At 43.2% G+C, this 12,468-nt stretch carries 9 protein-coding genes; 5 read left to right on the plus strand and 4 right to left on the minus strand.

Translation table 11 applies throughout. The features are described 5' to 3' along the window. Positions 1-154 precede the first annotated feature (154 nt). On the plus strand, positions 155-2,686 hold the full coding sequence (gene mrcA / locus WDV74_RS00260; RefSeq protein WP_338883951.1) for a peptidoglycan glycosyltransferase/peptidoglycan DD-transpeptidase MrcA: 2,532 nt from the start codon (positions 155-157) through the stop codon (positions 2,684-2,686). Between the two features lie 329 nt (positions 2,687-3,015). Here the strand turns inward: mrcA and nudE are convergent, their stop codons facing one another. Further along, the gene (gene nudE, locus WDV74_RS00265) at positions 3,016-3,567 is read right to left on the minus strand and encodes an ADP compounds hydrolase NudE (RefSeq protein WP_338883953.1); all 552 of its coding nucleotides are present in this window, start codon (positions 3,565-3,567) and stop codon (positions 3,016-3,018) included. A gap of 350 nt (positions 3,568-3,917) precedes the next feature. Between nudE and WDV74_RS00270 the strand changes: the two genes are divergently transcribed. The 4 genes from WDV74_RS00270 to pckA all read left to right on the plus strand — a co-directional run bounded on the left by WDV74_RS00270 (position 3,918) and on the right by pckA (position 9,185). Beyond that, the gene (locus WDV74_RS00270; RefSeq protein ID WP_338883954.1) at positions 3,918-6,023 is read left to right on the plus strand and encodes an IgaA/UmoB family intracellular growth attenuator; all 2,106 of its coding nucleotides are present in this window, start codon (positions 3,918-3,920) and stop codon (positions 6,021-6,023) included. After that, entirely contained in the window at positions 6,004-6,423 is a 420-nt protein-coding gene (hslR, locus tag WDV74_RS00275; protein WP_338883955.1) for a ribosome-associated heat shock protein Hsp15, read from the plus strand. Before WDV74_RS00270 ends, hslR begins: the two co-directional genes overlap by 20 nt. An 81-nt stretch (positions 6,424-6,504) precedes the next feature. After that, the gene (gene hslO / locus WDV74_RS00280; protein ID WP_338883957.1) at positions 6,505-7,377 is read left to right on the plus strand and encodes an Hsp33 family molecular chaperone HslO; all 873 of its coding nucleotides are present in this window, start codon (positions 6,505-6,507) and stop codon (positions 7,375-7,377) included. 188 nt (positions 7,378-7,565) lie between these two features. After that, positions 7,566-9,185 (plus strand): phosphoenolpyruvate carboxykinase (ATP), encoded by a 1,620-nt coding sequence (gene pckA, locus WDV74_RS00285; RefSeq protein WP_338883958.1) that lies wholly within the window; start codon positions 7,566-7,568, stop codon positions 9,183-9,185. A gap of 67 nt (positions 9,186-9,252) precedes the next feature. On the opposite strand, the gene WDV74_RS00290 is transcribed toward pckA, so the two are convergent. The 3 genes from WDV74_RS00290 to WDV74_RS00300 form a co-directional block, all read right to left on the minus strand. Then, positions 9,253-9,948: a pirin family protein gene (locus tag WDV74_RS00290; RefSeq protein ID WP_338883959.1), complete on the minus strand. Its 696-nt coding sequence runs from the start codon at positions 9,946-9,948 to the stop codon at positions 9,253-9,255. Between the two features lie 323 nt (positions 9,949-10,271). Continuing rightward, positions 10,272-11,198, minus strand: a complete 927-nt coding sequence (locus WDV74_RS00295) for a GNAT family N-acetyltransferase (protein ID WP_338883960.1) — start codon at positions 11,196-11,198, stop codon at positions 10,272-10,274. A gap of 11 nt (positions 11,199-11,209) precedes the next feature. Continuing rightward, positions 11,210-12,454, minus strand: a complete 1,245-nt coding sequence (locus WDV74_RS00300; RefSeq protein ID WP_338883961.1) for a phenylacetate--CoA ligase family protein — start codon at positions 12,452-12,454, stop codon at positions 11,210-11,212. Positions 12,455-12,468: the final 14 nt, after the last annotated feature.

Consider the following 12,468-nt stretch of genomic DNA (forward strand, 5'->3'; position numbering starts at 1 on the left):
CGGGATTGGCAAAGGTGATATCTATTATTGTAAATATCGTTATTGTACATATAGTGTTGTACAGCCCTTATACTAATCCCTTTATACTAAGCCTTTTATACTACGTACTGATCGTTTATAAACTGCCCGATTAACATGGCGTGAGAAATTTCAGGTGAAGTTCATAAAGTATTTTTTGATCCTTATTGTTGTTTGCATTTTATTGGGAGTTGCCTCGATTTTTGGTTTGTACAAATATATCGAGCCACAGCTTCCCGATGTTGCGACACTAAAGGATGTCCGATTACAAACACCGATGCAGGTGTTCAGTGCTGATGGCGAATTAATAGCCCAATATGGCGAAAAACGCCGTTTACCCCTTACCTTGTCAGAAATCCCTCCCCTAATGGAGAAAGCCTTTATTGCCACGGAAGATAGCCGTTTTTATGAACACCACGGGGTTGATCCTATTGGGGTTATCCGTGCTGTTTCTGTGGTAATGACTTCAGGTCATGCTTCCCAAGGGGCGAGTACTATCACTCAGCAGCTAGCGCGAAACTTTTTTCTTAGCCGAGAAAAGACATTGATACGTAAAGCGAAAGAAGCATTTCTGGCGATTAAGATCGAACGATTATTGACTAAGGATGAAATCCTGGAGTTGTATCTCAACAAGATCTATCTCGGCTATCGTGCTTATGGTGTTGGTGCTGCGGCTCATGTCTATTTTGGCAAGAACGTCAACGAGTTGACATTAGGTGAGATGGCGATGATTGCTGGTTTGCCGAAGGCGCCTTCAACGTTTAACCCACTTTATTCTTATGATCGTGCGATCAGCCGCCGCAATGTAGTATTGGGCAGGATGCTGGAAGAGGGATATATCACTCGGCGCCAGTACGATGAAGCCAGAGAAGAAAAATTGGTTGCCCGTTATCACGCGCCACAAATCGTTTTTTCTGCGCCTTATCTGACAGAAATGGCTCGTCAGGAAATGATCAATCGTTATGGTGAAAATGCCTATACAGATGGTTATAAGGTCTATACCACTATCACACGCAAAACCCAGTTAGCGGCTGTGAACGCGGTTCGTTCCAATGTGATTGACTATGATGTCCGTCACGGTTACCGCGGTCCCCAGGAAGTGTTGTGGAAAGCCAATCAGCCAGCATGGAGCCAAACACAAGTTATCGATAAGCTGAAAACCTTGCCTAAATATGGTCCTCTGGTACCGGCCATTGTGACACAATCCAGTACTAACCAGGCACAAGTGATGCTGGTGGATGGTAGCAAAGTTGAGTTGACAATGGCAGGTGTGCGCTGGGCACGTCCATTTAAAACCGACAGCTTACAAGGCGCTGTACCACGTAGTGTCAATGAGGTCATTCGGGCAGGCGAACAAATTTGGATCAGAAAAGTTAATGATACCTGGTGGTTGGCTCAACTTCCTGATGTTAATGCGGCGCTGGTCTCCATCAATCCGATGAATGGTGCGATAGAAGCGTTGGTCGGTGGATTTGATTTTGAATTGAGTAAATTTAACCGTGTGACACAATCATTGCGTCAGGTCGGTTCCAATATCAAGCCATTCCTGTATACCGCTGCAATGGATAAGGGGCTGACATTGGCTTCATTACTGAATGATGCACCAATCAGCCGTTGGGATGCGGGAGCTGGAACGGATTGGCGTCCGAAAAACTCACCACCGACTTACGATGGTCCAATTCGCTTGCGTCAGGGGTTAGGGCAATCCAAAAACGTAGTAATGGTTCGAGCCATGCGTGCGATGGGAGTTGATTATGCTGCTGATTACTTAAAGCGCTTTGGTTTACCGGGTGAAAACGTTGTACGCACAGAATCTTTGGCTCTGGGTTCTCCTTCATTTACCCCGCTACAGTTAGTGCGCGGTTATGCCGTGATGGCAAATGGTGGTTACTTGGTTGATCCTTACTTCATCAGCAAAATTGAAGATGATGAAGGGAAAGTGTTGTTTGAAGCGAAACCTAAACTTGCTTGTCCACAATGTGAAAATATTCCAGTGATTTATGGTGAAACAGCACGTTCCATCGAATTATCTGAAGATTCCATTGAGAACGTGGCGCATTCTGATATGCCGCAAAATCCAGCTTTACCACCACAACCGGAGTTAGAAAGCGTATCGGGAAATGTTCATGTGGATGATCAACAGTATGCCCCCCACGTTATCAGTACACCGTTGGCGTTCCTTATTCATGATGCCTTAAATACCAATATCTTTGGTGAGCCAGGTTGGATGGGCACGGGCTGGCGTGCTGCCCGTGATTTAAAGCGTCGTGATATTGGTGGCAAGACCGGGACGACCAACAGCTCAAAAGATGCGTGGTTCTCCGGTTATGGCCCAGATAGGGTAGCAACAGCCTGGATTGGCTTTGATGAACATAGCCGAAGTTTGGGGCGCACTCCGGCATTAAAGGGTGAAGGTGGTGCGAAAACGGCTCAGCCAATCTGGGATGATTTTATGAAAGCAGCATTGGCAGGTGTTCCTGAGAAAGTCATGGAACCCCCTGCTGGTATTGTTTCTGTCACGATTGATCGGGCAACAGGCAAGTTAGCTAACGGTGGTAGCAATACCCGTAAAGAATATTTCATTGATGGCACTCAGCCGACGGAATATGCTGTACCAGATGTTGGAACGACTGTCACTGAAAATGGTGAAAGCCGTGAATTATTCTGATTGATCTTCCTGTAGCCAAAATAACGGCAATGAAAGATAAAAAGGCCTTGCTAGGGAACTGGCAAGGCCTTTTGTTATTTACTGGGGAAGATATGATTATGATGCGAATTAATTTTACAGGTGTAGTTAATTTGTTTATTTATTATTTTTAATAAGCTGAGTTATTTTTCATAAATATCATTAAATTTATTACATATATCAAATTAAACCTTACTCTATTTAGGTGTTTATTCTTTATCTCCGTATTTCACTTAAAATGAGTATAAAATTGGTATAGAGAGATCAATTTTATACTCGTTTTTAAAGAATACATTAATTAATGTTTCCCATTATTTTTTTGTTTGCAGGTAGCGTTGAGCAAAAAATAGGGCGCTCACATTTCTGGCTTCGTTGAAATCGGGGTGTTCTAGTAGTGACATCATGTCAGAGATTGGCCAGCGTTTCTGCACCAGTGGTTCAGGTTCATCACCTTTCAGACATTCTGGATAGAGATCGTGCGCAATCATGATATTCATTTTGCTGGAAAAGTAGGACGGTGCCATCGTCAATTTCGTCAACAGTTCCAGTTTTCCTGCACCGAAACCAATTTCTTCCTTCAATTCACGATTGGCGGCTTCAAAAATATTCTCGCCAGCATCAATGGCACCTTTTGGAAAACCTAATTCATATTGTTCGATGCCAACGGCATATTCGTGAATCAGAATTAATTCATCACCGATAACCGGAATAATTAGAACTGCTTCACGATTTGCTGGTTTCATTCGTTCATAAACGCGTTTTACACCATTACTGAATTCAAGATCAACAGATTGAATATTGAATAGGCGTGAGCGGGCAACGTCATTTATATTCAGTATCTTAGGTTTTTTTAGATCAATCATGCTTGCCCCTGGTGGTTGTCATGTTGAAAACAATAATGCGTTAATTAACTTAAATATTACTGTATTTATTAAGTATTGTGATGAAATAATTACGCATCCAAGTTTTGCTTTAATATGGCTGATTATGCTAGTAAATAACAGCGATTATCGCTTGAATGTATTTTTGTTGCTATCTTACTTATCCTTGTAAAAAGACTTTAGTTTATGGAAAGGTATGAGAAAAATTATATAACCTTTTGTAAATAAAATTAAAAAATAGAAGACAAGAATAGGAATAGCCCGATTCTGGGTGTTTTACGAGATTGTTATTCTACTGATCTCTGTACTGCTATTATGAGCATGGAGAAAAAATGAGCTCATTGGTCATTATATTGGCTATTTTTATTATTAGTCTGATTATAATGGCTTCCTTTCTGATTTTCAGATGGAGGCAGCTTGGTAACGCGCGTTATCTACAGTCAATGACTAAAGCCGCTTGCCGTAAACTGAATACCGACGAATATCAAGCCATCGAATCTTACTTGCAAAATGCCCGTCTTCTGATGGAAACAAATGGTAGGCACAGAGCTAATTGTCCGGTACTCCCTGTGAAAAAGGATGATGTTTATACCATTACTCACCCTATTACCCGTTTTTCTGCCGCAACGAATGGAGTGCATCATTGGCGCTATTATCTTGGTGAAACGGAAATACATTTACCAGTATTGTTTGAGCCATTTATCACGCAGCAAAATACGATTGAAATTGTCCAAACTGCATCCATGCCGCTTGTCATCGCGATTAATGGCCACTTTCTGAAAGATTATCAACAAGAGCTGTCCATCTCGAGAGTAACGGCAAAAACCGGACATGCTTCCATTCAAAAAAATGGCAATTCAAGTGCTAACTTACTGTATATCCGCAAGGAGACATTGGAAGAATACCGACTGCGGAAAACAACAGGTATTCAGGAGAGTATCCTGATGTGTGTTGGTTTATCGCTGTGGTTTGTTGCTCTTTTTGTGCCTATACCAATGTTGCCGTGGTTAATATTAGTGGCGTTCCTGTTTATTTTGGGGAGTTTCTGGTCTCATTTCCGATTGCCCTCTAGTCGGAAATTAGTCGATATCCATTGTTTCAACGGCATTCCGAAGCGATGGGGAATATTTAGTGAATTTGAACCGGATCAAAGAAATAATATCTCTTTGGGCGGCATTGATCTTGTTTATCCTGCCCATTGGGAACCTTATATTTCCCATGATCTTGATCAGAATACCGATATTGACATTTACACCAACTGCCATGTTGTACGGCAGGGGCGTTATCTCTCTTTGCATGAAGAAGAGAAGCACTATCCTTATCAACGTAGTAGAAAGAATGTGATGTTGGTGGTTTTCTCTGTATTTGCCATACTGTTGCTTTACTTTTACCAGCCGGTGAACTTATCCATGCGGCTGAGTTTTGCCTGGTTACATGGCAGTAATACCAAGGTTATTACCAGCTTTCATGAGCTACAAAATATGCCGTTGAAGGAAGGGGATGTATTAAAGGTCAAAGGTGTTGGAATGTGCTATGTTCCCCCCAATATCATGCCCAAAGCCAATATTACAATATTCGCACCATTTGATTGTGTGGGTATCTATTGGAATAGTGAAATTCCATTACCTATGCTGGAGTCTGAAATTGTCGAAAGTGCTTCAGCACTGATTACAGCGGTGGGTGAACAGTTACACCCAGTGGAGCGTAAAATTAATTCCAGTCTGAATGTAGCTATTGCTAAATCAGGTATGACTTTGCTCAACAATTTTTCCCAGATCATTTTGAAAACACAAAAATTGTGCCAAAACGATACTGATTGTGACCGTTTGAAAAATGCCTTAGTCAATTTGGGAAATGCCAGAAATTGGGATGAATTGTTGAAAGACACGGAAAATGGCAAGCTGGATGGAACTAAGGTGTTGTTGCGTTCTATCAGTGCTGATGCATTGGAAAAACTGGTTGATTCTACTACGGCATCATTTATCTATCGCGAGATCGATAGAATGGTCATTCTTATAAACAGCCCTTCTCCGGGAGGGGTTTTATTACTAAGCGATGAAGGAAAAACTTTAGTTGAATACCCGATGCGGACACAATACATATACGAACATTCAGCTTTAGATCGGTGGCGGGAATTACAGGGGCTTTTAGAACTGTTGATGAAGACACCATTTGAAACCGAGGGGATTGTGACAAAATTGTCAGAAGATCCCAATGGGACGCGCCATATCATGTTGCATCGTGAACCGGATTCTACGTCGATTATTCGTTATTTGGGAAGTTGTTTGCTGTTAGCGATCTTGCTGGTAACGTTGATCGTCAACGTCATATTGATTATCAAGAAAAAGCAGAAGAACCGACGGCGTATCCAACATATTACCCAATACTACGATAACTGTTTTAATGGGAGAAATATCCATGCAGAATTCAGACACTGATCAGGTTGTTCGCCTTGATAAATGGCTGTGGGCTGCCCGTTTTTATAAAACCCGTCCCCTCGCACGTGAAATGATAGAAGGGGGAAAAGTCCATTATAATGGGCAACGGAGTAAGCCGAGTAAGCTGGTTGAATTGAATGCAGAGATTAAACTGCGTCAGGGAAATGATGAAAAAACGGTGATCGTCTTGGCATTATGTAGTCACAGGCGGAGTGCTACTGAAGCCCAACAGCTTTATCAGGAAACGGCGGAGAGCATTATCAATCGGGAAAAAATGGCATTAGCTCGTAAAATGAATGCGCTTACGATGCCGCATCCTGATCGTCGTCCAGATAAAAAAGAACGGCGTACACTAATAAAATTCAAGAACGCAAAATTAAATGAGTCGGAAAATACTTAATCGATTTTAAGTTGTATCCAATAAAAACGGGCAATTTGAAAGACGAAGGGGACAACCGTCTCAGTGAAATGAGAGAGATTTATGACCAAGCATGACCAATTACACCGCTTTTTATTTGAAAGCCATTCTGTCAGGGGAGAACTTGTTTCCGTTAGTGAAACTTACCAACGGATGCTGGAGAATCATCATTTTCCCCAACCGGTACAGCAGCTATTGGGTGAATTGTTGGTCGCAACCAGCCTGTTAACCGCTACCTTGAAATTCAATGGGGATATCACGGTACAGATCCAGGGGGATGGGCCGGTCAAACTGGCGGTAATTAATGGTAACAATCTGCAACAGATGCGTGGCACGGCGCGCATCGATGGTGAAGTGAATGCCGCAAGTAGCCTGCACGATATGATCGGCAATGGTTATATGGTGATCACAGTGACTCCAACAGAAGGCGAACGTTATCAGGGCGTTGTGGCGCTGGAAGGCAATACGTTAGCAGAGTGTCTGGATGCGTATTTCAAGCAGTCAGAGCAGTTACCAACTCGCCTGTTTATTCGTACTGGTGTTCAAGACGGAAAAATAGCCGCAGGTGGCATGTTATTGCAGATCTTGCCTGGGGCACAGGAAGGCAGCGAAGAGATGCTTGACCATTTGGTGCAACTAACTGCAACCATTAAGGGTGAAGAGTTGTTTACGCTGGATGCGAAAGAGATTTTGCATCGCCTTTATCATGAAGAAGATGTCACGCTATATGAACCTCAGCAAGTTGCATTTCATTGCACCTGCTCCCAGCAACGCTGTGCTGATACCCTGGTGACATTATCGGAAGCCGATCTACAGGAAATTTTGCATAACGATGGCAAAATTGACATGCAATGTGAATTCTGTGGTATGCATTATGTTTTCGACGAGAAAGATATCAACGAAATAAAAGCTGCAAAAACAGCGCGGTTGCACTAACTAGGTTCCATAGGGCGTTATATTACGCCCTTTCTATTACGAATGACTTTGCCATTCCGTGTCCTGTGTCTCATATAAACTTAAAAAAAGTAATGTGATTTCAATTTTTTGATAATAATCGCTGTTAATTAGTCATAATTATTTATTATCCCCCACAGAGATAAAGTATAACCGACCAGGAGCAACAAATGAGCGTTACAGGCATTACTGAGCAGGAACTTGCGGTTTATGGTATTCATGGTGTTAGTGAAATTGTTTATAACCCAAGTTATGAACTGTTATTCTCTGAAGAGACTCAACCCACGCTACAAGGGTATGAGCGTGGTACATTGACTAACCTCGGTGCTGTCGCGGTAGATACAGGTATTTTCACGGGACGTTCTCCAAAAGATAAATATATTGTCCGTGATGAAGTGACCCGCGACACCGTATGGTGGGCTGATCAGGGCAAAGGAAAGAACGATAATAAACCGCTCAGTCAGGAAACCTGGTCTCATCTAAAAGGTTTGGTTACTCAGCAGCTTTCAGGCAAACGTTTGTTTGTGGTTGATGCTTTTTGCGGAGCCAATGCGGATACGCGTCTGAAAGTGCGTTTTATCACTGAAGTGGCGTGGCAGGCACATTTTGTAAAAAATATGTTTATCCGCCCGTCAGACGAAGAATTAGTTGGCTTTACACCTGATTTTATTGTGATGAACGGCGCTAAATGCACCAACCCACAATGGAAAGAACAGGGGCTGAATTCTGAAAACTTTGTTGCCTTTAACCTGACAGAGCGTATGCAGTTAATCGGTGGTACTTGGTACGGTGGTGAAATGAAAAAAGGGATGTTCTCAATGATGAACTACCTGTTACCACTAAAAGGTATTGCCTCTATGCACTGTTCTGCCAACGTGGGTGAAGCGGGGGATGTTGCTATTTTCTTTGGTCTTTCTGGGACAGGGAAAACCACGCTTTCCACTGATCCAAAACGTAAGTTAATCGGTGATGATGAACATGGCTGGGATGATGACGGCGTGTTTAACTTTGAAGGTGGCTGCTACGCGAAAACTATCAATTTGTCCAAAGAGGCTGAGCCGGATATCTATCACGCCATTCGCCGTGATGCCCTGTTGGAAAACGTCACTGTACTGGCGGATGGTACGGTTGATTTCAACGATGGTTCCAAAACAGAAAATACCCGTGTTTCTTACCCGATTTACCATATTGAAAATATCGTTAAACCGATCTCAAAAGCAGGGCACGCAACCAAGGTTATTTTCCTGACCGCAGATGCTTTCGGTGTACTGCCTCCGGTTTCCCGCTTGACTCCAGAACAAACCCAATATCATTTCCTGTCTGGCTTCACGGCAAAATTGGCGGGCACTGAGCGCGGTGTGACAGAGCCTACACCTACTTTCTCTGCTTGCTTTGGCGCGGCATTCCTGTCACTGCATCCGACGCAATATGCGGAAGTTCTGGTTAAACGTATGCAGTCATCGGGCGCGAAAGCCTATCTGGTTAATACTGGCTGGAATGGCACGGGTAAGCGTATTTCCATCAAAGATACCCGCGCGATTATTGATGCGATTCTCAGTGGTGATATTGAAGATGCGGATACCATTCAACTGCCGATTTTTGATTTGGCCGTACCAACGACCTTGCTGGGCGTAGATACCCACATTTTAGATCCACGCAATACCTATGCCGATAAATCCGAATGGGATGTGAAGGCAACAGATCTGGCCCAGCGCTTTATTGATAACTTCGATAAATATACGGATACCGCTGCGGGTGCTGCATTGGTGAAAGCAGGTCCTAAACTGTAATGTAATTTTAAGTTTTCGATGAAAGAACTCTATTCGGTTGAGTAGAGTTCTTTTTCGAGACTCAACATCAGTTGGGTGGTAAGTCAAACAGCAGTATCTCACTTTCTTGATTTGCAGTTAGCTGAAGATGGGATTCATCCCAAATAGCGACACCATCGCTGGTGGTAGCCCGCACTCCATTGATTATCACTTCACCCCGAACGATCTGGATCCAGATGTTTCGTGTTTTTTCCATGTTATATTCACCATCTTCGCCGTTTTTTAATGTCCAACGCCATAATGTCATATCCTGAAAAACTTTTAGGGACTCCGAACGGGCATCAGGAGAGAGAATTAATTGGCGACCTTCGGTTGTATCAAAACGGTGTTGCTCATAACGGGGAGTGAGTCCCGTTTTTTCTGGCATGATCCAGATCTGGTAAAGATGCAGTTGGCTATCATGCTGTGGGTTATATTCTGAGTGACGGATGCCTGTTCCTGCACTCATAATCTGGAACTCTCCCGCAGACACTTGCCCTTTGTTACCCATACTGTCTTGATGCTCCACCGTTCCAGACAGTACATAGGTCAATATTTCCATATCCTTGTGAGGATGCATACCGAATCCCTGACCAGCGTCAATCACATCTTCGTTAATGACCCTGAGAGCAGAAAATCCCATGAAATTTGCATCATAATAGTTGGCGAATGAAAAAGTGTGCCAACTGTCCAGCCAGCCGTGATTGGCATGGCCCCGTTCTGAAGCTTGGCGTAAGTAGATCATTGCAAAACCCTTCAAAGTTTTTTTTGTAGTCTAGTTGAAGGTATTAAATAGAAAAGATGGAAGATTTAATCTTAATTTTCAAAAAATTTGAATAACAGTAAGGCAATGATAAGACGAAAAAAAAGCCAACATAAAGTTGGCCTATAAAAGTAAACACTGGAAGCAATGTGAGCAATGTCGTACTTTCACATGGACCCTGAAGGTGGTGCACTGAAAGTGCTAAGAATGATAATCGTTCTCAATATCATTTGTAAAGCGTTTTTTTAATCAAAGCTGAGGTATTGCTTAAGATACGCTTTTTGCCATGTCAATTATGTGGTTAATTAACCCCCCAATTCCATCTGATAGAGATGTTGAGTACCCCTATCATGAAATTGATAGGGCGTTACTTGGTAGCCCCGTAGCCACAGCAAAAACCATCCATCATGCGTGTCCGGGCAAAGCCCGGCGAATCGAAATCCGCCTTTTTTCAGCAATGAGCACAATTCCAGAGCTTCTTCACACGCTGGCAGTTTCAAATAGATTAACTGGCCAGAGGGAAGATCGATGACCTCAGATAGAAAGTCAGCATGAACCTCGTATAGTGTGATTTCCAAACGTCGGCCAGATTTTTCAATGCTAAATGGCTCGGAGATCATGGAGCGCTGGCACACTGGTGGTGAATTTAGGGATGATTCACCAACATATTGACTGACCTGGGCGACCCAGCCTTGCCAGGGCTGGGGCCAGTTTAGTCTAGGTAATGGCAATGATTTAAGCGGTAAAATACCTTGAATAATACTTTCGGGTTCTGGCAGTCCAAATGGCGAATCAACATAATCCAGCATCAGTGCCGTAGAGTAGAAACCCAAATTTTGGGCGATGTACTGGCTTTTAGGATGTGAACATACCTGTTTTATCGTCAATAAATTATAGCCTTGCTCTTTCGCATAGTGGCATAAATAACTGCCCAGAGACTTAGCCACACCGTGACCTTGAAAAGCAGGATACACCGCAATTAGAGCCAGTTCTGCCTGATTTTTCTGTACCATATCTTTAACCAGAGAAGCATGACCAATAAGTAAACCTTGATGGAATGCTAAGGCAGAGTACCATTGCCCTGTGGACTGGTAGTCATTGATGAGCCTTGGTAGATAAATGTCAGGATAGACATACGAATCGCCGTAAACCTCACGGAATAATTGGCTGATCTTTTTATCATCTCCTGGCTGATAGCTGCGGATTTGAATAGTGGATGGTAAGATAGTCATCGATTTCAACCTTAGTTATAACGACGTAGATCCACAACTCGCTGCAACTTTCCTGATCGTGGGTGCGTATACATGCTATCAACATTGGTTTGCACGATCTCCAGCATATTTTGGTGGATGCAAGCCTCTTTTAAGCCCGGGAATGCGGCCATAACCCGATGGCGTATTCTGTCGATATCTACAGTTTGCAGGCTTGCTACCAACAACCGAATTTGATCTTGCCCCGCTTTCTGGCTTAGTTCCAATTGCCAGGCTAAAAGCTCGGTTTGTTGTGATAACTGTGTCGCTAAGTCGTCAGGGAATAACGATAGGATGCCAAATCGTATACGATAGCCTTGATTAGCACGTCCTTGCAGGGCAAATTTACGGCCTGGCTGTTCTGGCTCGCACCAGCAAGCCATATCACCAGTAGGATAGCGGATCACAGGCATAAGTTGTCGTTGCAGGTTAGTGACGACTAATAAGCCACGTTTCCCTGACTCAATAATGGGTTGGTGAGTGATTTCATCGACGATTTCGATAATCGTTTCGTCAGAAAATACGCGATGCTCGCCCTGTTTGCAGTCAGGATCAGCAAAACCAATCAAACCTGCATCGACACTGGCACAACCGATTGAACCTAAACGAGCGTGAGGAAAAACTTGTCGTATGATCGCGACCTGTGAATCAAACAAACTTTCTCCACCATAGAGAATGGTTTCCACCATCGGTAATGTTTGTCCCATCTCTTTCAAATAGTGAGCTAGGCGGATTAACTGCACGGGAACACCTGCCAGTACATTAATGTTGTGAAGACGAATATTGTTAATCAGCAATTCATCTTCAACCTTACAGGTGAAAGGAAATTCCAATATCGGGATGGGTGCATTCGATAATGCGCCGTGGATGAATATAAAGCTGGTATAAAGATCGCCAGCAAAAAACAGGTTAGCCACCCGATCTCCGGCTTTTAATTGGCGGGCAATTCCTTGGCCAAAGGAATGAATAAATGCTTTCCATTCCTGCTGACTGAAAACTGATAACCTCCCATCGCTGGTTGAGCCACCTGTTTTAAACACATGACCGCCTTCCAGCGGTGCAGTCAGCACAGGCCAAGTTGGTAAGTCGTTTGAATGTTCCCAATAATGGTTAGGCTCTACAAGAGGTAAATCTTCCAAAACCCAATTATCGGGAATGGACTGATAGCGTTCTCGGTAATAAGCAGAATGCTCGCGCGCATGATGGAGCAAATCAGTCAATGTCGTTTTGGTCATCATCTTAATTTTACTCA

It is taken from the genome of Xenorhabdus sp. TH1 (genome assembly GCF_037260955.1).
GTDB lineage: Bacteria > Pseudomonadota > Gammaproteobacteria > Enterobacterales > Enterobacteriaceae > Xenorhabdus > Xenorhabdus griffiniae.